At 54.7% G+C, this 21,488-nt stretch carries 16 protein-coding genes and 1 pseudogene; 10 read left to right on the top strand and 7 right to left on the bottom strand.

Going from position 1 to position 21,488, the window contains the following annotated elements:
* The first annotated feature begins 73 nt into the window (after positions 1-73).
* Genes B145_RS0107290 through B145_RS0107265 form a run of 6 tightly spaced genes read left to right on the top strand, consistent with a single transcriptional unit; the run spans position 74 to position 6,410 of the window.
* Positions 74-916: a DeoR/GlpR family DNA-binding transcription regulator gene (locus B145_RS0107290; protein ID WP_018606291.1), complete on the top strand. Its 843-nt coding sequence runs from the start codon at positions 74-76 to the stop codon at positions 914-916.
* The gene (locus B145_RS0107285) at positions 913-2,058 is read left to right on the top strand and encodes a four-carbon acid sugar kinase family protein (protein WP_018606290.1); all 1,146 of its coding nucleotides are present in this window, start codon (positions 913-915) and stop codon (positions 2,056-2,058) included. Before B145_RS0107290 ends, B145_RS0107285 begins: the two co-directional genes overlap by 4 nt.
* A gap of 3 nt (positions 2,059-2,061) precedes the next feature.
* The gene (gene pdxA / locus B145_RS0107280; protein WP_018606289.1) at positions 2,062-3,087 is read left to right on the top strand and encodes a 4-hydroxythreonine-4-phosphate dehydrogenase PdxA; all 1,026 of its coding nucleotides are present in this window, start codon (positions 2,062-2,064) and stop codon (positions 3,085-3,087) included.
* 40 nt (positions 3,088-3,127) lie between these two features.
* Complete coding sequence (locus tag B145_RS0107275) at positions 3,128-4,300, top strand: sialidase family protein (RefSeq protein WP_018606288.1); 1,173 nt, start codon at positions 3,128-3,130, stop codon at positions 4,298-4,300.
* Positions 4,301-4,327: 27 nt separating this feature from the next.
* The gene (locus tag B145_RS0107270) at positions 4,328-5,485 is read left to right on the top strand and encodes an iron-containing alcohol dehydrogenase (RefSeq protein WP_018606287.1); all 1,158 of its coding nucleotides are present in this window, start codon (positions 4,328-4,330) and stop codon (positions 5,483-5,485) included.
* A gap of 28 nt (positions 5,486-5,513) precedes the next feature.
* On the top strand, positions 5,514-6,410 hold the full coding sequence (locus B145_RS0107265) for a dihydrodipicolinate synthase family protein (RefSeq protein ID WP_018606286.1): 897 nt from the start codon (positions 5,514-5,516) through the stop codon (positions 6,408-6,410).
* Positions 6,411-6,736: 326 nt separating this feature from the next.
* Here the strand turns inward: B145_RS0107265 and B145_RS29605 are convergent, their stop codons facing one another.
* The 3 genes and pseudogenes from B145_RS29605 to B145_RS28565 form a co-directional block, all read right to left on the bottom strand.
* Complete coding sequence (locus B145_RS29605; RefSeq protein WP_425425561.1) at positions 6,737-6,991, bottom strand: DUF1109 domain-containing protein; 255 nt, start codon at positions 6,989-6,991, stop codon at positions 6,737-6,739.
* 3 nt (positions 6,992-6,994) lie between these two features.
* Positions 6,995-7,129, bottom strand: coding sequence for a hypothetical protein (locus B145_RS29460; RefSeq protein WP_018606284.1), 135 nt, complete (start codon positions 7,127-7,129; stop codon positions 6,995-6,997).
* Positions 7,130-7,196: 67 nt separating this feature from the next.
* Positions 7,197-7,301, bottom strand: a pseudogene (locus B145_RS28565) (IS5/IS1182 family transposase); the annotation flags it as partial.
* Between the two features lie 575 nt (positions 7,302-7,876).
* On the opposite strand from B145_RS28565, the gene pelN reads away from it, so the two are divergent.
* Genes pelN through B145_RS0107240 form a run of 4 tightly spaced genes read left to right on the top strand, consistent with a single transcriptional unit; the run spans position 7,877 to position 15,211 of the window.
* Positions 7,877-9,190, top strand: coding sequence for a pectate lyase PelN (gene pelN / locus B145_RS0107255; protein WP_026258919.1), 1,314 nt, complete (start codon positions 7,877-7,879; stop codon positions 9,188-9,190).
* 9 nt (positions 9,191-9,199) lie between these two features.
* Entirely contained in the window at positions 9,200-9,991 is a 792-nt protein-coding gene (locus B145_RS24735; protein WP_157288310.1) for a DUF6250 domain-containing protein, read from the top strand.
* A 32-nt stretch (positions 9,992-10,023) separates the two neighbouring features.
* Complete coding sequence (locus B145_RS24730; protein WP_157288309.1) at positions 10,024-12,504, top strand: TonB-dependent receptor; 2,481 nt, start codon at positions 10,024-10,026, stop codon at positions 12,502-12,504.
* Positions 12,505-12,508: 4 nt separating this feature from the next.
* Positions 12,509-15,211, top strand: a complete 2,703-nt coding sequence (locus tag B145_RS0107240) for an exo-rhamnogalacturonan lyase family protein (RefSeq protein WP_026258918.1) — start codon at positions 12,509-12,511, stop codon at positions 15,209-15,211.
* 241 nt (positions 15,212-15,452) lie between these two features.
* On the opposite strand, the gene B145_RS0107235 is transcribed toward B145_RS0107240, so the two are convergent.
* From B145_RS0107235 to dapA, 4 genes are all read right to left on the bottom strand, one after another.
* Entirely contained in the window at positions 15,453-16,754 is a 1,302-nt protein-coding gene (locus tag B145_RS0107235; RefSeq protein ID WP_018606275.1) for an ABC transporter ATP-binding protein, read from the bottom strand.
* A 9-nt stretch (positions 16,755-16,763) separates the two neighbouring features.
* Entirely contained in the window at positions 16,764-18,494 is a 1,731-nt protein-coding gene (locus B145_RS0107230; RefSeq protein ID WP_018606273.1) for an ABC transporter permease, read from the bottom strand.
* Between the two features lie 225 nt (positions 18,495-18,719).
* Positions 18,720-20,291 (bottom strand): citramalate synthase, encoded by a 1,572-nt coding sequence (gene cimA, locus B145_RS0107225; RefSeq protein ID WP_018606271.1) that lies wholly within the window; start codon positions 20,289-20,291, stop codon positions 18,720-18,722.
* Positions 20,292-20,367: 76 nt separating this feature from the next.
* Complete coding sequence (dapA, locus tag B145_RS0107220; RefSeq protein WP_018606269.1) at positions 20,368-21,243, bottom strand: 4-hydroxy-tetrahydrodipicolinate synthase; 876 nt, start codon at positions 21,241-21,243, stop codon at positions 20,368-20,370.
* Positions 21,244-21,488 lie beyond the last annotated feature (245 nt).

The following is a 21,488-nucleotide window of genomic DNA, read 5'->3' as shown; positions in this document are numbered from 1 at the left end:
CAATCCCTCAATCTGCGTGCCAGAATCTTTCATAACAAATCAAATTCTTTCAAATGTACAAAGGTCGTTTGTAATGGGAACCCCCGCTGAAGCCCTTGTCGATCATCCTGCGGTCATCGTTCCACCTGCGCAGGCATTGCTGCCCGTACAGCGGCGTCAGCATATTCTGGAGTTCCTGCAGCGGCACGGTGCGGCAACCTTGCAACAACTGGCGTATGCATTAGGTGTATCCGTGTCGACCTTGCGTCGTGATCTGGATGCCTTGGCAGAAGAACGGGTACTGGATCGCACCCACGGTGGCGCCATTCTGCGTCACCCCCAATACAGCACGTTTGAGCCTGATGCCCATGCGGCAGCGGAATTATCGATGCGTGAGAAACGAGCCATTGCCCATGCCGCAGCGGCCATGATCAAGCCCAATCAAAGTGTGATCTTTGATAGTGGCAGCACCACGCTTGAAGCCGCACGTGCCGTGCTTGCCCGCAACATACCGCTGGTGTGCGTGACCAATGATGTTGAGATTGCCAAAGTGCTGGGCAGCAGCTCGCTTATGCAAGTGCATGTGTTGGGTGGACGCATGCGCTGCAATACCAATACCCTGTTGGGCGACGCCGTGATTCAGGCCTCGCGCGCCCTGCGTGCCGATGTGCTGCTGATGGGGGTGCATGCGGTGACTGAAGATGTTTTGTCCGAAACCTCCCCTGAATTGGCCAGCGTGAAACAAGCGTTGATTCAGGCCGCCAACCGCCGTTGCCTGCTGGTGGATTCCTCCAAATTCCGCCCGCGTGCATTTGCCAGTGTGTGCACCTTGGCAGATATTGACGAAGTTTTTACTGATGATGGAATTTCCCACGAGGATCTGGAGCGTTTGCGTGCAGCCTCACCCAGACTCACCCTGGCGGAGCATCTGGCATGAAACCCATTCACCTTCTGGCCGATGATTTGACTGGCGCACTGGATAGCGCAGCTGCTTTTGGTAGGGGCGTCTCCGTATGGATGGAGCGCCCAGATCAGACCGCCCCTCGGGCACCGGTGGAATGCGTGGCGACCGAGAGCCGTGATATTCCCGCCTCGTGCCTGCTGGATGTATTGCAGCCCAGTATCGACTGGTTCAAGCAGAACTGTCTGGCCTTCAAGAAGGTCGATAGCCTGCTGCGTGGCAATACCTTTGCAGAAGTCGCGTTGCTGGCACGCGAAGGCGGATTTCCTGGCGTGGTCTTTGCGCCAGCTTTCCCGGCGCAGGGGCGTGTGAGCTATGGCAACCGGCATTGGCGCCAGACGGCAGCGGATCAGTTTGAACAGATCGGCACCCAGACTTTGAGCGAAGCCTTTGCCGCACACGGGCTGTACAACGTCGGTACATCGGATGAAACTGCAATGGCGGGGCAGGGGTCACGTGTATGGATTCCGGAAATCCGTACCGAAGCTGATCTGCTCGCGCTTGCCGCACAGGTAGATAAGCTCTCCTCATGGATGTGGTGCGGCAGTGCTGGTTTGGCGTTTGCCTTGGCGCAAAAGTATTCACTGCAGCAGACCGCCGTAGCACAAAACCTGGCTGATCATGCGCCGGGCATTCTGATCAGCGCCAGTTTTCAGCCCAGTTTCAAACGCCAATGGCAAATCCTCAAAGCGGCGCTAACTGCTCCTGTGTTTGCAGAAGCCGGACAGTACGAAGCTGTGGCAGCAGCGATGAAGAAGTTTCAGGCTCAGCCCGGCTTTGCAATGTTTGATCTCTCGGCCACGGAATGGCTCGCGCCTGCCGAGGCTGCCCAGCGCTTGCAGCAGCAAGTTGAACAACTTGTCAGTGGCTTGCCACGCCCGGGTACGCTGGTCGCCATTGGTGGCGATACCCTCCTGGCATTGTGCAAAGCCACCGGTGCCAAAGGTTTTCTGGCAGATACCCCACTGCGTAGCGGCTGGGGCTGCTCATGGCTCAATGGCGGGACCTGGGATGGCGTGCGTTGCCACTCCCGGTCTGGCGCATTTGGCAAGGACGATGACTTATTAACCATGGTGCAGATGATCAAAGTCGGCGCCCTATTTCACAAGGACTCATAAGCGATGAGCAAAGCTATTCGTTTGGCAATCACGATGGGAGATCCGGCAGGAATCGGCCCGGAAATCATCGTCAAGGCAGCGCAATTGATGCGCGAAGAGACAAGCACAAAGCGCATGGAACTGCTGGTACTGGGGAGTGCCGCTGCACTGGACCGCGCCGGCAGCCTGTTGGGTGTAAGCGTCAAGGATTTGCCTTTGCGCATGATTGACGTGGGCCCGGTGGCAGGGGATATCAAGGTAGGCGAGATCAGCGCCGTGGGCGGCGAGTGGGCTTATCAGGCCGTCAAGCGTGCTACGGAAATGGTACAGGCCGGAGAGGCTGATGCCATCGTGACCGCGCCTCTGTCCAAAGAAGCCCTGCATATGGCAGGCCACCACTTTGAAGGGCATACCGAGTTGCTCGCCCACCTGACCGGGCAACGGGATGCCGTGATGATGCTTGCCCACGGGCCGATGCGCGTCAGCCACGTCACCACCCACTGCGCGATTGCAGATGTGCCCGCACGCCTCACCCCGACTCGCCTGCGCCGGGTGATCGACGTGACCCTGAATGCACTGGAATGTCTGGGGATTGAAAAGCCCCGGCTGGCGATTGCAGGCCTTAACCCGCATGCGGGCGAGGGCGGTATTCTGGGCAAGGAAGAAAATGAAATCATCACCCCGGTGATCAATGAATATGTGGCCCAAGGGCATCAGGTCATCGGCCCGGTTCCGGGGGACACCGTGTTCATCAAGCTGCGTGCCGAGCAATTTGATGCCGTGGTCGCCATGTTCCATGACCAAGGCCATATCCCGGTGAAGCTGCTGGGCTTCAATGTGGACCCGGTCACTGGCAAATGGCAGGCCATCAGTGGAGTGAATATTACCTTGGGATTGCCGATCCTGCGTACCTCGGTGGATCACGGCACGGCGTTTGATATTGCCGGCAAGGGGATTGCCAATGCCGACAGTCTGGTGGATGCCGCCCTGTACGCAATGAAACTTCTGGCCGGGCAAAAGCGTCAGGCCGAACAAAAAGCGCTGGCCTGATTCCGGCGGATTTTAAACACGATTTCGGGTGGAGACCAAGGTGGAAAAAGCGCTTGCAGGAAAACTCATAACGGTCCCTGATGATGCGCAGCGCATCGATGCCAACATTCCTTCGGCATGTATACAGAATCACGCGGCCAATGTGATGCCCTTGCCCAATGGCGATCTGGGCTGCGTCTGGTTCGGTGGCACGCAGGAAGGGATTGCCGATATCTCGATTTATTTCTCGCGCCTGCCTGCTGGGCAGGATTGCTGGACCGAGGCGGTCAAGCTTTCGGAAGACCCGACCCGCTCGGAACAGAACCCGATTCTGTTCCCCACGCCGGACGGGCAACTGTGGCTGATCTACACCGCGCAGAAATTCGGCAATCAGGATACCGCCATTGTGCGTTACCGTGTCTCGCCCGATAATGGCCAGACTTGGGGGCCGATTGGGGTATTGTTCAATCAGGAAGGCACCTTCGTGCGCCAGCCGGTGGTCGTCCTCGACAATGGCGAATGGCTGATTCCGGTGTTCCATTGCCATACCTGCGAAGGCGAAAAATGGGTTGGCAATTACGACACCAGTGCGGTGATGATCAGTGCAGACCATGGCAAGAACTGGCAAGAGTTCGCAGTACCGGCCAGTTTGGGCTGTGTGCACATGAATGTGGAAAAAATGCCGGATGGGTCTTTGCTGGCGCTGTTCCGCAGCCGCTGGGCCGACTTCATCTACACGAGCCATTCCACCGATAATGGCCGCCATTGGACCAAGCCGGTGCCGACCGAGTTGCCCAACAACAACTCCTCCATTCAGTTTGTGCGTCTGCGCAATAACCATCTGGCCATTGTGTTCAACAACATCAGCTCCAAGCAGGCCACCGAACGCCGCGCATCGCTGTATGACGAAATTGAAGACGATACCCCTGAAGGCGCCGCCAAGGTCGAGGCCAAGCCCGTCGAAGGTACACGTACGGCATTCTGGGGCACGCCGCGTGCGCCCATGACGGTCGCCATTTCGGAAGACGGTGGCAAAACCTGGCCCTACAAGCGCAATCTGGAGGTGGGCGACGGGTACTGCATGAGCAATAACTCGGAAAAACAGCTGAACCGCGAGTTTTCCTACCCCTCTATCAAGCAGGGTGAAGACGGCGCGATTCATATTGCCTACACCTATTACCGGCAGTACATCAAGTACGTACGCATTGAAGAAGACTGGATCAAGGCGAACTGAGCCCGCCACCTTCTGGAGAAAAGAAAGATGAATACTTATTCCCTGTTGAACGTAGGTCGCGTGGTGGCCGGGCCGGGCAGTGTCGAAAGCCTGAAGGAACTGGTGGCCGATTTTGGCGCCACTCAGGTGCTGATCATCAGCGACAAAGGGGTGGCTGGTGCAGGTTTGCTGCAGCAGCCCAAAGCGGTACTGGAAGCCGCAGGCGTCAAAGTGCAGGTGCTCGACGACACCCCGCCGGAACCTACCGTGGAGCAGGTCGAAACCATTCTCGCCGCTGCCCGCCAATATGCTACCGACCTGATCGTCGGGATCGGCGGTGGCAGCGCCATGGATGTGGCCAAGATTGTTGCTGTGCTGCTGAGCAACCCTGACTTGTCTTTGCGTGCCCTGCTGGCCAAGGCGCCGATTCCCAAGCGTGGTGTGCCGACCCTGATGGTGCCCACCACCGCTGGGACAGGCTCTGAAGCGACGCCAAACAGCATCGTACTGGTGCCTGAGGATGAGCTGAAAGTCGGGATCGTCAGCGCCCGCCTGATGCCGGACTGTGTGATTCTTGACCCCAAGATGACCATCAGCTTGCCCCCGGCCATTACGGCTTCCACGGGTATGGATGCACTGTGCCACGCCATTGAATGCTTCACCTCGAAAAAAGCCAATCCTTTCAGCGAGTTGTTCTCACTCAAAGCCATCGCGCTGATTGCAGGCAGCATCCGCCGTGCGTGGAGCAATGGGCAGGATCTGGAGGCTCGGCACGACATGCTGCTGGGGGCCATGTATGGCGGCATCTGTATTGCCACCTCCAGCACGACTGCCGTGCATGCGCTAGCCTATCCCTTGGGTGGCAAGTACCGCATGCCCCACGGCATCTCTAATGCCATTTTGCTGCCCTATGTGATGCGTTTCAACGCTGTGGGTAATGAAGCGCAGTTTTGCCAGATCGCCCAAGCGATGGGGTTGGAGATTGCCGGACTGAGCCCGCAGCAGGCGGCCGAAGCCGTGGTGGAAGCCTTGTTTGCGCTCAACCGTGATTTGCAGATTCCCGCTGACCTGAAGCGCTGGAACATTACTGAAGCGGATCTGGAAGGGCTGGTTGAGGGCGCAGCAAAAGTCACCCGCCTGCTGGATAACAATCCCCGCTGCATGAACAAAGATGATATTCGCACAATCTACAAGCACTTAATCTAAGTAGAGACTGCGACAGGAGACAGACTACATGAGCAAGAAAGTCCAGGGCGTGCTGACCGCTATCGTCACCCCTTTCAATCCGCAAGGCGAAGTCTGTGAGCAACGCTTGCGCAAACAGATCCAGCGCCAGCTGGCCCACGACAATGGCATTTTCTGCAATGGCACGAATGGTGAATTCTTCGTGCTGGATATGGCCGAAAAGATTCGCGTTACGGGCATTTGTGTGGACGAAGTCGCTGGCCGCGTGCCGGTGGTGGCACATATCGGTGAAATCTCAACGGCCGCGACCATCCGCCTGGGCAAGGAAGCGGCACGCCTGGGGGTGGATGCGGTGTCAGCCATTACCCCTTATTTTGTGCCGCTCAAGCAAAGCGAAGTGATTGCACATTACACCGCTGTAGCGGATGCCGTGCCGGTTCCCGTTTATCTGTATAACATACCGGGCCGCACCGGCAACACGATTGAACCGGAGACGGCCCGCAAGCTGGCCGAGCACCCGAACATCATCGGGATTAAGGACAGCGCAGGCAGCTACGAAAGCCTGCAAGGCTTCCTTGCTGCCGTCAAAGGGATTGAAGGCTTTGATGTGCTGAGCGGCCCGGATCATCTGGCCTACCGTGGTTTTGTGGAAGGCTGCTGCGCCTGCATCTCCGGTCTGGCGAACGTCCAGCCCGAAGGCGTCAGCCGCATCTGGAAGAACTTCCATGCGGGTGATCTGGCCAAGGCCGAAGCCGCACAGGAATTCATTGCCGGGCTGCGCAAGGAGCTCTACGCCGTGGCCTTTTCGCCCGCAGCGGTGAAAAAGGCTGTCGTGCTGCTGGGGGATGATGTGGGTGAGAGCCGTTACCCGATTCATTTTTCGGCGCAGGATCTGGCCACCATTCAGGCCATTGCCGAGAAATACCGCCACTGCCCGGTACCGTAAACGCGCATCGCTTAGGGATCGTCACAAGCCTGTGGCGATCCTCCTTCCTGTCAGGAGCTTTCCATGATTCTCGGCCACCTGCGCGATCTGGCGCAACACCCCCCGTTCTGCCTGCTGCCGTATTCAAGGCACTGCAAGCCGCAGGTGTCGTTATGAGATCGACGGGGCACAACTGTTTTAGATTCTGAATGCCGCAGTATCGGCCATTCCAGTTGTTCGCGTACGGGCCCTCCTAGGTTAGCAATGCCCAAGGAGTTGCCGCTCACTGCACAACCACCGGTGTTCCTCTCTCGGCCTATCTGCACTGCTACGCGAGGCAAGCATCACTAGCGCAACAGTACGCCCCCCAACAAGGCTCCGACACCAACAGGAATCAGCATCCCAAGCACATACCAAAATGCGATGAAGGGAGCTTCGATCTCTGGGCAGTGCAAGCAATAAACTAGAGCCGCAGTTGCCCCCGCGAGCAAGCCTGCGACGGCACCTGCGATCCGCGGGCGGGTCGGTGCAAGCCCCTTCATTGCCCACATTACCCCCGCGAAAATAGGCGTCGACAGCATTGCGATCAGGAAGGGGCACACTTTCTACGTATCACCCAGAAACATACGCATCCGCTGCTCAGGATCTGCGGCGATCAACATCCAGGCCGCTACAGCCCACATCAACAGCACTGCAACACCAATGCCTATGGTCAGCGCTGTGGTGTAGCGATTGCTCAAGGGGCGGACTTTCGTAGTCTCCAGACCGGTCGCCAGCACTTGGTCTATGTTGGTTCTAAGAGGCTGTTCACGATCTTTTTAACAGTAAGTTCAGAAATGCCAAGTGTATGAACTGCAGGTTGGTATTGATTTGACGTTCTGTGTTCTTCAAAAGTCGCCGAGACTGTTCAATCTGACAAAGACGAAAAATCTATTATCTAATTCGCAGAAAGACAGATGAGATCAAAATATTTTTCTTGCCTCGGTCATGCAAATAGAATTTTTGCTGATTGCATGGCGATAATGTCGAACAGGATAGTATTGTGAGCGTGGTGGTCTGAAATAATTCAATCCAACGTTGTCAAAGTGAGGGGCGTTGTTTTCCTCCCATCCATCTGTGTGATTGCAGAACTCTGGGACAAACAGCCAGTAACGGCACTGCGTATAGATGCGTGGATTCACACATCACGCTGTTTGTCACAATCGTCTGCATGGTGTCGTAGATACCCCCTGCGAGCTACACCACTGCTTCGAGTGGTGAGACCCGTGCATCTTTAACTGTGAATTCGGTCGACTAGTTTTATCTCTTCCCGCCCGCCCACTCTGATGCATTCAGGGTCAAGTTCCTATCAGAATGAATATCAATATTTAGATTCATTTGTTGTGTCTGGACAGAAATACTTCAGAATCTGATCAATCCATACAGTGTTTCCCTAATTGAGAAACGCCTTATTTGGGCTAATCACTATGCCAAGCATAAAATTTTACATGACAAATAGACTACTGAATTTATTCCTTCACGTTCTTTTGGCTTGCTCGGTTACCCCTTGTTTTGCAAGCACCTATTACATTGCACCCAATGGTGACGATAGTTCGGCTGGAACCTTGGCTGCTCCATGGAAAACCATCACGCGCGCCCAATCGTCTCTTCAAGAAGGAGATCTGCTGCTGATTCGTGGTGGCACGTACACCATAACCTCTGGCCTGAACACATGTGCAAGCAAGACGGACATCGTCAACGCGATCACTCTATACAAGAGTGGCTCGCCTTCTAACCCCATAAAATATTGGGCTTATGATGGTGAAACTCCCGTATTTGATTTCAGCAAGATGACGGATAATTGTCGAGTAAAGGGCTTCAACGTAGTAGCCGACTGGATCTACTTGAAAGGCATTGAAGTCACGGGGGTACCGCAGCAACCCGGCAACACGCTTAATCACGAATCGTGGGGAATTTGGGTAAAAGGCAGCTATAACGTGTTCGAACGGTTGAACCTGCACCACAACATGGGCCCAGGCTTTTACCTGAACAACGGCGGTTACAACCTGGTTCTCAATTCGGACTCTCACCACAATTATGACCCATACACGTCAAACGGTGCGGGGCAAAGTGGCGATGGTTTCGGGGCACACGTCGGGTCCAATCACCCAGGTAACGTGTTTCGTGGTTGCCGTGCGTGGTCGAACTCAGACGACGGATTTGATTTAATTAACGCAAACTCGTCTGTAACCATCGAGAACTCTTGGGCATGGCTGTCAGGCTACTTGCCGGGCACCACTACAGCGCTGCCTTATGGCAATGGGAATGGGTTCAAAGCGGGCGGTTATAGTGGCGTCTATGTGGCGGATGGTGCCAAGCATACCATACGATTTTCCGTTGCCTTCTTGAATAAGGCATCAGGTTTCTATGCCAATCATCACACGATTGCAAACGATTACTTCAATAACATCGGTTTTCAGAATCACCCTAACTTTAATATGCTGGGAATTAATTCAGCAGGCCAAGCTGTCAACCTGGGTGTTCTGCGTAACAACGTTTCTTATGGTGGCGTATTGCTTTCGAACATAACTGGTACAGACGCAGCCTACAACTCATGGAATCTGAATCTGACCGTCACCAATGCAGATTTTGAGGGTGTCTCCACCACGGGTTGGGATGCACCGCGTCAGGCTGATGGTAGTCTGCCTGTAATCGCCAGCCTGCATCTAGCTGCGGGTAGCCAACTCATTAACAAAGGCATCAATGTTGGCCTGAGCTACCTGGGATCAGCGCCTGACCTGGGAGCCTTTGAACGTCAATAAGCATCTGTATTGAATAAGACAAGAAAAATGGTCTACTGGCGTTATGCTGTTACCTTAGCAGGCTTTACAGTTGGATTGCTATCGCCTCTGCAAAGTGAGGCCACGGATATTGCCAGCGACGACTTCCGTCACGGTCTTGATCAGTGGAAAGTCGAGCAACAAGATGTTTCTGGCTCCGTTATTGCCAAAGATGGCGTACTCGACATCATCTCTCCTGCGGGCGTCACAATATGGTTTCGCCAGAAATTGCAGGGCGACTACGAGATTCACTTTACCGCAACGCCAGTCCCCGTATCTTTCCCAAATCTCCCAGAGCGTATTTCTGATCTCAACCTGTTTTGGAACGCGACAACGGCAGAGGGTTCGGACCCTACTACTTTGAACTTAGATGGGGCTTTGAATTCGTATAACCCGCTCCACCTGTACTACGTTGGTTTTGGAGCTAATGGAAATAAAACCACTCGTTTGCGCCGCTACGACGGCAGCTCGGCCCGCCCTCAGATTCAGGGCTACGCAGATAAAGGTGAGGCTACTCCTGCTGACGCGCTGGGGGCGCCACCCCCCTTTGCGCGTCTCACGGCAAATGCCCCAGTCGAAATCAAGGTTATCTCGCGCACGGCGACCCCGGAAGACGAATCTACGCTAAAGTTCTATGCAAATAAAATACTAGTATTTTCAGGCTGTGATCCGGCTGCGTATCTGGAGGGGTGGTTTGCACTACGCACCACGACCAGCCATTTCAAAATTTCAGATTTTAGGGTTATTCCATATTCTGCATCTGAGTTGCTTTTAAATAATTGAAATTAACAAATTTGTTTCAGGGAGTCCAGAAATTGAAGCACGATGTTTTCAGAAAGAAGCTCCGAGCACTACCTCAATTGCTTTTTGCAACGAGCCTGCTGGTTACTACCACATTTGCACTCGCGAGCGCTAATGAGAAGATTGCCTATCAGTTACCCAAGGGACCACTTGATGCAACGCTACAATTAATCAGCAAACAGGCGGGCGTCACTGTCGATTATGATGTAACCGTAGTCTCCAAGCTGACTGCGCCAGAGATCAATGGCATATTGACCGCTAATGAAGCTTTAAAACAAGCATTGGCGGGAAGCGGTCTAGAGGCTGTTGTTGGCGAGGGTGCCATTACAATCTTTCATGCCGCGCCCAAAGTTGCATCTGCCGAAGCGACGAGCTTGGATTCTGTAACTGTTACTGGCGAACGCAAGACCAAGGGCAACCCGCAGCAACCACCCACGGCTGTCTTACGTCGTGGTGGAAAAGAACTTGAAGCCCTACACATAGAAGATATTCAGGATCTGCAATACGTAGTGCCGGGCCTATTTGTCCAGAGTACGGAATCGAATGATACGCAAATCTCGATACGCGGCATTGGAGACGGAGGAGGACAAACCAGTGGCGATCAGAACATTGGCATGCCAAGCAGTGTCTCAGTCTTCGTCGACAACGTCTATTATCCCCGCCCCGGCATTATTCGGGCATTGACCGATATTGACTACGTTGACGTTTTCAAGGGGGCCTCCGGCACTACCTTTGGGCTTAATACCACTGGTGGCGCAATCGACATCCATACCCGGGCACCGTCCTCTACACCTGAAGCTGCAGTTGGTCTTTCCGCTGCGCAGCGCGATACCTTCAAAACCACAGCGATGTTGTCGGCCCCTGTTAATGATGTCGTTTCCTATCGTCTCAACGTGCTACGCGCCGAGAGCCATGGTAATGTGAAAAACCTCACCGACAACAACTGGGTCAATGGCTATCAGCGTAACGGCGCTCGTGCCCAAATCCAGGTTAAACCGGACGAAAAGTTCCAGCTCAATCTAAGTGTTGATTACGCGAATGAATACGCTACGCCAACCAGCATCTTGAACTCTGTGGACAGCACATCATCCTTCGCAACGATATCCAAGAGTATCGGCAACCAGTATGTTACTGGCAAGCGTCAGGTGATACTGGATGACGTCACCAAGACGCACACAGAACAAGGTGGGGCCTCCGCAGTGGCGCTATGGACGTTTGATAATGGCAATACGATCCGCTCGATCAGCTCGTATCGCCAGTATCGCTACTCGCCCAGTCTAGACGATAACTTGAGTGTGCGTATTTACACCAACAGCGGGACTAGGGTAACTGACAAGGATCTGTCACAGGACGTGCGTTTAGAGTCTGCTCGCGGCAAGTGGTTCGACTACGTTGCGGGTATAGGCTACTTCCACCAAAAACAGAATACTGAAGCCCATACCCGATATGCGAAGGGATCAATCGTCAATACATATGCGGGAAGCGGGTCAAGCGGCCTGGATATCATCCGCTTTGGCAGTCTCAATGACGAAATGTATTCTACATACTTTAACAGTACCTTCCATGTTACTGATCGGCTGGACTTTCTAGCTGGTTTTCGCGAAACCTACGAAGAAAAGCAAGGGCGTTTCATCCGCTACAATAAGGCAAATTTCGACTCTGGCAATCTGCGAGAATACCATCTGTTGCCATCCTTCAGCGCCAGCCTCAAATATCGGTTGACCGAGAATTGGAAGCCCTATGTCGCCTACGGTAATGGTCGTAAATCCGGTGGCATTAACACATCGGCTGGGGCAGCTAAGAAAGCGGGCTACGACTCGTTGATGCTCCGACCGGAAAGTACCACCGGCATTGAAGCGGGCGTGCAAGGGATTCTGATTCCAAATCTTGTAACACTGACCGCCGATGTGTTTCGTTCAAAGGTCAAGAATTTTCAGACCCAGGGCTATGACGAAGCCAATCAACAAACCTATCTCATGAATGCGGGTAGCTTCCGCTCACAAGGCATCGAAGCAGGGCTGGGGTTCACCCCGCTTAAAGATTTGAAGATAAATTTGTCTATGGTCATCAACGATGCGCGCTATGTGAATTACAAAAGTGCTATTTGTCCACCTGAAGTCACCGGGCAAACGTCATGCGACCTGACTGGTTATCGGGTTTTCAATGCCCCCAAACGGATATTTGTGTTCGATGGCAGTTATGATTGGAACATATTCAATGACTACAAGGAGTACGTTAGCGCACGTTACTCCTATCGTAGCTGGACTTTTGGCACAGTGGACGACTCTGTCAGTGACCGTATCCCCGGTTACGGCATTGCCTCCTTTTCCACGGGTATCAGCAGGCAGAGTTTTAGCGGCACTTGGGATGTTTCGCTTTGGGTCAACAACGCCTTCAACAAGCTCTACTATACGCGTCTCGTGGGTAGCGGTGCCGTTGTCGGCTATGTAGGTGATCCGCGCACGGTAGGTGCAACGTTCAAATATACCTACTAAATAGATGATGGATAGACGTAATTTTCTGAAGGCTTCGTTTCTTGCATCGCCTGCATCGGCGATCTTTGCAAGGCAAGCTCTCGCAATGATTACCCCGTCGGCAGCACCCCTCACTACACCCTTACTGTGGTTGGGGGGTGTGGTGCCGAGGAGCTTCCAGGGTACGACCTGGGGGATTCCCTGGCCCCAGGGTGCATTACGGGCTGGAGCAGATCAAACCTTTGCAATCGACACAGATCACCCCCTGCAATCCTGGCCCCTAGCTTTTTGGCCAGATGGCTCTATTAAATGGTCGGCGCACGCACTAGCGCCTATCGATGATAAAAGCATAGGTGCAGTATTTGAACTTAAGTCCATAGGCGCCCCCAAAAAAACTCCCACTTTCGTCGTAGAATCGCATGATGAAATCCGCGTCGACACGGGAAAATTGTGTTGCACACTTAAACGTCGTGGCAAGCATTTGTTTGAATCTCTTCAGAGGCCGGGGTCCTCGCAAGCCACTAATGCCACACTGATCGCCTTGGTTGATGAAGGCAAGGAAAATGAGCAAGGCGAGGGCGACACCCCGGTACGCTGTCGCTACACATCTGAATTCGAAAGCGTGGTGATCGAAAACGCGGGTCCTGCCCGGGTACTCATCAAAGCCTGCGGCACCCACCAGCATCCTGATGGCCGCGCTATTCTGCCCTTCACAATTCGCATCTATTTTTACCGAAATTCTGACTCGGTACGCATTATCCATAATTTTATCTACGACCTGGATGAGCAGCGCGAATGTGTGCGTGGCATTGGATTGCGATTTGATGTGCCGCTCGAAGGGCCGCTACACGAACGGTATGTGCGCTTTGTGGGGGACAACGGTGGCGTCTTCGCAGAAGCCGTGCGGGGGCTCTCCGGTCTGCGACGCGACTCTGGCAAGGTCGTTATGGAAGCACAATTGCGCGGCGAACACCTGACTGCCATCAAGCATCAGATAGAGAAAAACCTCGGCTACGTCCCTTCGTTTGGCGATTATTCACTATTGCAACCCCATCCGGACGGCTTTTCCATCAGCAAACGTACGGGTACCAACGCAGGCTGGATTCATGCCGCCACCGGCAGCCGTTCGGCTGGTACTGGTTACCTAGGCACTGCCAAGGGTGGGGTATTCTTCGGCGTGCGCAATTTCTGGCAAAGCTATCCTGGCCAACTCGATATTCAAGGTGCTGCAACTGAGTTGGGAAGGGTTACGCTATGGTTATGGGCGCCAAATGCTCCGGGCATGGATTTGCGTTTTTACCACGATGGAATGGGCGAAACGGACTATGCCAAGCAACTCGAAGGCCTGGACATTACCTATGAGGACTACGAACCAGGTTTTGGCCGCCCCTACGGTATTGCCCGAACCAGCGAGCTTGAGCTACAGCTTACGGCACAAACACCGTCGGCAGAACAACTGGTCATCCTGAGCCAGCGCGTCCAGAATCCGCCGCAACTCATCACCTCGTCCAAACGGCTTTTCCAAGGCCAAGCCTTTAGTGAGATGTGGTCGCCAGCCACTGCCACCCCGACAAACAGCGAGCTAGAACGCCAACTGGCATGGAGCTTTGATTATTACCGCGAACAGGTCGAGCAGCGCAAATGGTATGGCTTCTGGGATTACGGCGATGTCATGCACACTTACGACACCACGCGGCACGTCTGGCGCTACGATGTGGGCGGTTTCGCTTGGGACAATTCCGAGTTGAGCACTGAAATCTGGCTCTGGCACTACTTTCTGCACTCTGGACGTGCCGATGTGTTCCGCTTGGCCGAGGCTATGACGCGACATGTTGGCGAAGTCGATGTCCACCACATTGGCCCATTCAGTCCCTTGGGCTCGCGTCACAACGTGCAGCACTGGGGTGACAGTGCCAAACAACTCCGCATCTCTACAGCAATCAATCGACGCTTCCTCTACTATCTGAGTGCGGATGAACGGGTTGGCGACCTACTGCATGAGCAGGCCGATGCAGTTAATCGCCTGGTACAGATCGTGCCCGGCCGCAAGCTCGGGCCAAAAATAACCGAGGAGCATAGCGCTGAAGTGGGCTTTGGTACCGACTGGGGCGCCACTGCCGCAGCCTGGTTGACCGAATGGGAACGCACCGGCAACACCGCGTACCGTGACAAGCTCATCACCAGCATGGCGACGATTGCTGCCCAGCCTCATGGTTTTTTCACCGGTGCTGGTTATATGGATTTGCGTAACGGTGCTTTCATTATCAACGAAGATGGCCGTATTGCCGTATCGCATTTAAGTGCCGCTTTTGGCCTTCCGGAAATATGCAGCGAATTGATCCGAGCCATTCCAGACCAAGCTTTTCGTAAAGTTTGGCTTGACTACTGCGTACTCTACAATGCTGATGCAGACACTCAAATAGAAGCCCTTGGCAAGGCGCTGGGGTCACTTAATCTCGGGCAGGGGCACTCAAAGCTACTGGGTTATGCGGGCAAATTGCTAGAGGATGAAACAATGAAACAGCAGGCATGGCGGCTATTTTTTCAAGGGAATGCGGGCTTGGTGGGATCGGATTTTGTGCATACCCGCATCGATGTACCACAAGTTCTGAGCCCTGTGGATGAAGCGCCTGCGATTTCAACAAACGCTGTAGCACAGTGGGGGCTGGCGGCTATTAGCTTACTGGCTCATGCTCCAGAGATACAATCAGCTGTCGGTGCCAAGTGATATTTGGTTTTAGTATTTATAGTGTTGCCATAGCACTCCGCCTAGATTGCTGTAGATTATGGTCAGATCTATAGAAACGACGGAACCTTGCAGCTGTCGCTGATCGGGGGCGTGTCCAACCTTCATGTTCAGTCGCGTGGCTAACATCCACAAGCCTTAGAACCCGCTTTCGGATCTCGTCATTCATGACGCCATTTTAATTGAAATGATGTCTATGAATCACACAATTTAGGATGATGGTCTATTGACCGTCTGTACTGCCGTCGGGTAAGTGGATGGTGCCGGTATGATAGTTGTATTCAAAGGCTTCGCCGTAGCGTCCCCATTCAATGGCGACATTCAGCACCCGTTCAGCCTCTTCGGTGTTCATGCTCTCGCGCAGCAGTTTGAGGAAAGCCTCTTCAGGCAACTCCCCTGATTCCTCCTGTTCCAGACTGTGTCGGATGTGGGCAGCCAGTGGAACGTGCGTCAAGAGCTGCTGACCAAACAGCTCGTGGCGTAGCGCGTTGTTGCCGTCAACATAGTGCTGCCCCAGCGAGGAGAGTTGAATATCCCCGTGGGCAACAATGGCGAATTCCAGCATGTGTAGTGCATTGACGATGGGAAGCAGTTCTTCGTCGGTCAGCTCTGATTCTTCCACCAGTTGTGGCAAGTCGGCACGGCCTGAGAATGGATGGGCGGCAAGGAGTTCCAATACCCCTTCCATGCTGCTGACACCGGCTTCGGGCAGGCGGGCTGCGTAAGGACTGTAAGCCGGTTCTTCGGTAGGAAGCCCGGCACGGCTTGCGGTCATCAATGCATAGACTTCGTCGATTAGGCTACGAATGGCCGGGCTGTTCGGGTCACGTGGGCGTGGCAGATTGATGGCCAGTTCGGAGCGCACTCGCCCAGGGTCACTGGCAAATACCAGTACCCGGTCTGCCATTACCACGGCTTCTTCAATGTTATGGGAGACGACCAGGATAGCCTTGGTCGGCATCTGTCCACCTTGCCACAGTTCAAGGATGTCTTCCCGCAGTCGTTCGCCAGTGAGTACATCAAGAGCGGAAAAAGCTTCATCCATCAGTAGGACTTCGGGCTCGACAACCAGTGCACGCGCAATCCCGACCCGCTGGCGCATCCCGCCGGAAAGCTCACGGGGCAGGGCGCCCTCGAAGCCTGATAGTCCAATCAGTTCGATGGCTTTTTCTGCACGCACTGCGCGCTCTTCAGGAGAAATGCCACGGGCTTCGAGCCCTAACTCCACATTTTGTTGTACCGTCAGCCAAGGGAAGAGCGCAAAGGATTGGAATACCATGGCGATACCGCGGGCAGGCCCATACAAGGGTTGGTTGCGGTAGCGAACGTCGCCATCATCGGCAGGAATCAGCCCGGCCATGATCCGTAGCAGCGTAGATTTGCCTGAGCCAGACTGCCCGAGCAGCGCCACAATTTCACCTTCGCGCAAGGTGAAGTCAACATCTTCCAGCACGGAGCGTGCGGTGCCATCGGCGGAGCGGAAGGACTTGCCTACGCGCTTGAGTTCCACGATTGGTGAAGTCACATCAACCTCTCAAAAATGCATCCGGTTTTCGGCAAGTTCATAGAGCTTGCGCCAAACGAAGTTATTCAATCCCATCACAAAAATGCACATCACGCCAATGCCTAGAGCGATGCGTGGGAAATCACCTTGTGCCGTCATTTGTGCGATATAGCTGCCGATCCCATGAGCCTGCAAGGTCGTGTCACCCCAAGTGACATATTCAGCCACGATGCTGGCGTTCCAGGAGCCGCCACTTGCTGTAATGGCGCCTGTGACAAAGCTTGGAAATACCGCTGGCAGCAGATAGCGACGCCATTTGAGCCAGCCCGACAGCCCCAGGTTTTGCGCGGCGTATCGCAGTTCAGTGGGAATGCTGGAAGCCCCGGCAATGACATTGAACAGGATGTACCACTGGGTGCCAAGAACCATCAGGGGAGAGAGCCAGATCTCGGTGTTCAGATGCCAGTGATGGATCAGAATCACGGCTATCGGGAACATCAGGTTGGCAGGGAAGGCCGCCATGAATTGGGCAATGGCCTGCAAACGGCCTGCCCAGCGAGGATTCATGCCCACCCACACGCCAATAGGAACCCAGAGCAAGGCTGATAACGCGATCAGGACCATGACCCGGATCAGGGTGTAGCTGCCGAGAAGCAGCACGTTACCTACTTCGTGCCAGCCCACTTCACCATGGATGAATGTTAGCAGGCGCCATGCGGCAAACAGAACCAGTGCGGCAATGACGGCATCCCAGATGCGCATGGCGTTGGCCGAAGGCGGGCTGGGGCGGGCGCGAATCGATGTGCCATCATATTCGCGCCGGAAAACGGTAAACGACCGCTCCAGCAAGGCGATTGCTTTAAGGCCAACTGCCTGGATGCGATCTGTGCGGCGCAACCACGTCAGCAGCCAGGAGGGTTGCGCAGTATCGCCGCCCGAGGTTTCGAAACGGAATTTGTCAGCCCACGCCAGCAGGGGGCGGAAAAACAGTTGATCGTAAAGCAGGATACCGACAAGCATGCCGCCAATGGCCCAGGCAATGGCACCGAGGTTGCGTGCCTCAATCGCCATGGCGATGTAGGAGCCCATGCCGGGGAGCTTGATGTTCTGGTTGGAAACCGAAATTGCTTCAGAGGCCACCACAAAGAACCAGCCCCCGGACATTGACATCATCATGTTCCACAACAGACCTGGCATGGCGTAGGGTAGCTCCAGCCGCCAGAACCGTTGCCAGCTGGAAAGCTGAAAAACGTGTGCTGCCTCAACGAGTTCTCCGGGAACCGTTTTGATCGACTGGTACAGGCTGAATGCCATGTTCCAGGCTTGGGAAGTGAAAATCGCAAAGATCGCGGCACATTCCACGCCAAGTAGATTGCCTGGAAACAAGGCGATGAAGCCTGTTACGGTAATTGAGAGGAATCCCAGGATCGGGATGGATTGAAGAATATCCAGCAGAGGCAGCATGATTTTTTCTGCTGCCTTGTTCTTGGCTGCTAGCGCTGCAAAGGCGCAGCTGAAAAGCAAAGAGGCGCCCAGCGCAATGAACATCCGCAGGGTGGTGCGCAAGAGGTAATAGGGCAGCATCCATGCGTCAAGCGACAGTGGAATGGTCTCACCAACATGGTAAGGGCGCGCCATCTGCTTAGCACCGAAAGCCAGCAGGATGATCACTGCCAGTACCAGGGGCAGGAGCAGCAGGTCCCAGCGGTTACCCCCCGAATCTACAATTTGGCGGGGAAGATATTGTTTGAAGTTGGCCATCAACAGGGTCGCAAAGGCGTGTTGCAGGCAGCACAGGCTGTTACCGCAGCACAAGGTCCAAAAGGTAGATCCGTCAGAATCCGCCTGCGGAGTCTAAACAACAAAGCTGACAAGCAGTTTGCAATACTCGGGATTTGTGCAAACCGCGTGTGCTTGTGGGACCAAATCAAGCAAGACGACTACCATGGGGCTTCCCAGGTGGTCATCTTGCTATACAGGCGTGCGTCAGTGGCGCCTGGTTTTGGCAAGTTTGTACTCGATGGCGTCGACCAGGGCGCGCCATGAGGCGTCGATGATGTCGGAAGACACCCCGATGGTGGTCCAGGAATTTTCTGCGTCCGACGTTTCAATCAGAACTCTGACCTTGGCGGCAGAAGCCAGGTTGGAATCCAGCACGCGCACCTTGTAGTCGGTAAGGCGGATTTCACGCAGCTCCGGGTAGAAGCGGTCCAATGCACGGCGCAAGGCTCGGTCCAGCGCGTTGACGGGCCCATCCCCTTCTGCCGCGGTGATTTCGTCTTCGCCATCTACATGAATCTTGACCATGGCCGAAGAGTTGCTGCCGCCAGGGGCAGGCTCATTGACGATGACTTTGAAGTCCTTGAGTATGAACGAGGGCGAGAACTTGCCCAGCATCTTGCGCACGAGTAGCTCAAAGCTGCTCTCCGCGCTTTCAAACTGGTAGCCATCATGCTCCAGGGCCTTGAGGCGGTCGATGATGGCGTGGGTCTGGGGCGAATCCTTGTCCAGACTGGCGTCGACTTCCTTGATCTTGCCCAGAATGGTGGAGCGTCCGGCGACCTCACTCATCAGCACCTTGCGGGCGTTACCGACAGATTCCGGTGTAACGTGTTCGTAGGAAACGGGGTTTTTGTTGACTGCGTCGATGTGCATGCCACCTTTGTGGGTGAAGGCGTCTGCCCCAACATAGGCAGCCTTATCGTTATGCACGACATTGGCCGTTTCCGATACAAAGCGGGCAATGGGGGTGAGTTGCTGCATCGCCTGGGTGGGGATGAGCTTGTAGCCCAGCTTGAATTGCAGGTTGGGGATGATGGCGCATAGATTGGCGTTGCCACAGCGCTCGCCAATGCCGTTGATGGTCCCTTGTACCTGGGTTGCCCCCGCCTGCACGGCACGAACCGAATTGGCCACGGCGAGTTCGCAGTCGTTATGGCAGTGGATGCCAACCGCCGTGCCGGGGAAGCTTTCAACCACCTTGTGGGTGATTTCGAAGATTTCGTCCGGGAAGCGCCCCCCGTTTGTGTCGCACAATACCAAGCTGTCTGCACCGCCTTCCACCGCAGCGGAGAGTGCCAGCATGGCGTAGTCTGGATTGGCTTTGAATCCATCGAAGAAGTGTTCGGCATCGAACACCACCTCTTTGCCTTGGCCCTTCAGGAAAGCCAGGGTATCCCGGATCATGCGCAGGTTCTCATCCAGGGTTGTGCGCAGGATGTCGGTAACGTGGTAATCCCAGGTTTTGCCAAAAATCGCCACGGCAGAGGTCTCGGCCGAAAGCAAGGATGCCAGTTGATGGTCTTCCTCTGGTTTGGCGCCGACCTTGCATGTGCTGCCAAAAGCAATGATTTTGGCGTGCTTCAGGCGCAATTCACTCAGACGGTGGAAGAACTCAAGGTCTTTCGGGTTGGAACCTGGGTTTCCCGCTTCAATATAAGCAATGCCCAGCTCATCGAGCTTACGCACGATCTTGAGCTTGTCTTCCACTGAGAATGAGATTCCCTGAGCCTGCGCGCCGTCGCGCAGGGTCGTGTCGTAGGCAAATACCTTTTTCATGGCTGGGCAAATAATAAAGTGGCAAAAAATCCGCCACTTGCGTGCGCATGAGGCGGGATCTAGAAAGTTACCACAATTAAAGCTCGTTCAGGCGGTTGGCAATGCTCAGAATGCGGGCCAGGGTTTTTGCGCTGGCCGGCACGAAGGGCAGGCGCAACTCGTTGTCCAGCATTCCAACGTTGGCGAGCCAGGCCTTGATGGGGGCCGGGTTGGGTTCCGCGAATAAGGCGCGGATCATCGATTGCAGGGGTACGGCCAGCTCGCGTGCTGCCTTCAGCTCTTCGTGCTGGATCAGTTCGTGGATGCGTACCCAGAGTTCCGGGCGGTAATGAGCCGATGCGGCAATGGCCCCATGTGCGCCAATGGCAAGTGCTGCAAAGAACTGGGTGTCTTCACCAATGAGCACACGCAGCGGGGTTTCGTGAACCAGGCGCATCAAGCGGTCAACGGTGGCGCCACAGCTCTTGATGCCGACGATACGCGGATCGGCCGCTAACTCTTGCAGGGTTTCGATGGCAATATCGACCCCCGTGCGATAGGGGATATCGTAGATGATCAGTGGAAGGTCGGCGGCTTCAACAATCGCCTCAAAGTGGCGCTTCAAGCCATCCTGGGCCGGGCGTACATAGGGTGGGGCGGTGATCAGCAAGCCTGCCGGATTGACTGCCTTCAGGGTCTTGGCCTGGGCTGCCGTGCTTGCGGTATCCATGCCATTGAGGCCGATGACCAGAGGGACGCCTTTCGGGAGCGCGCTGCGTAGGCTCTCTGTCATCTGCAGGCGTTCATCAAGCGACAGAAAGGCGCCTTCTCCCGTGGTGGCTGCAAGGATCAGGCCACGAACGCCCTTGCTGACAAGGTGCTGGGCCAGCTTGCCCAACGCTTCGTGATTGATCTTCCCCTGGCTGAACGGGGTGACGATGGGAACCCAGATACCTTCGAATTGTTGATCCATAGTGTGTCTCGCTGAAACGTGGAAAGGAACGATTCCGTCGGCAAACAGGCCAGCGAGTCACAGGAAGATAGATCAAGCATTTGGCATTTCCTCCCGTCTGGCTGACAAGCCCGACGGGATGCGACATGCCCGTCAGGTGAGCAGTCGTTTTTTGGCTTTATTGCTGGTAACCGGCGTATTCGGCATGGCCGGACGCATCCCTTCCACCACAGTTTGGGCTGGGTGGATATTAAGCGAAATGGATG

The organism is Uliginosibacterium gangwonense DSM 18521 (genome assembly GCF_000373965.1).
GTDB classification, from domain to species: Bacteria; Pseudomonadota; Gammaproteobacteria; order Burkholderiales; family Rhodocyclaceae; genus Uliginosibacterium; species Uliginosibacterium gangwonense.
The sequence above is the reverse complement of the archived record's forward strand: the minus strand, read 5'-3'. Positions and strand labels throughout refer to the sequence as shown.

Excerpts from the sequence above, each read along its gene's own strand:
- B145_RS0107285 (WP_018606290.1), top strand. The coding sequence starts at position 913 with ATGAAACCCATTCACCTTCTGGCCGATGATTTGACTGGCGCACTGGAT.
- B145_RS0107290 (WP_018606291.1), top strand. The coding sequence starts at position 74 with ATGGGAACCCCCGCTGAAGCCCTTGTCGATCATCCTGCGGTCATCGTT.
- cimA (WP_018606271.1), bottom strand. The coding sequence starts at position 20,291 with ATGAAAAAGGTATTTGCCTACGACACGACCCTGCGCGACGGCGCGCAG.
- B145_RS0107270 (WP_018606287.1), top strand. The coding sequence starts at position 4,328 with ATGAATACTTATTCCCTGTTGAACGTAGGTCGCGTGGTGGCCGGGCCG.
- B145_RS0107230 (WP_018606273.1), bottom strand. The coding sequence starts at position 18,494 with ATGGCCAACTTCAAACAATATCTTCCCCGCCAAATTGTAGATTCGGGG.
- B145_RS0107240 (WP_026258918.1), top strand. The coding sequence starts at position 12,509 with ATGATGGATAGACGTAATTTTCTGAAGGCTTCGTTTCTTGCATCGCCT.
- pdxA (WP_018606289.1), top strand. The coding sequence starts at position 2,062 with ATGAGCAAAGCTATTCGTTTGGCAATCACGATGGGAGATCCGGCAGGA.
- dapA (WP_018606269.1), bottom strand. The coding sequence starts at position 21,243 with ATGGATCAACAATTCGAAGGTATCTGGGTTCCCATCGTCACCCCGTTC.
- B145_RS0107265 (WP_018606286.1), top strand. The coding sequence starts at position 5,514 with ATGAGCAAGAAAGTCCAGGGCGTGCTGACCGCTATCGTCACCCCTTTC.
- pelN (WP_026258919.1), top strand. The coding sequence starts at position 7,877 with ATGACAAATAGACTACTGAATTTATTCCTTCACGTTCTTTTGGCTTGC.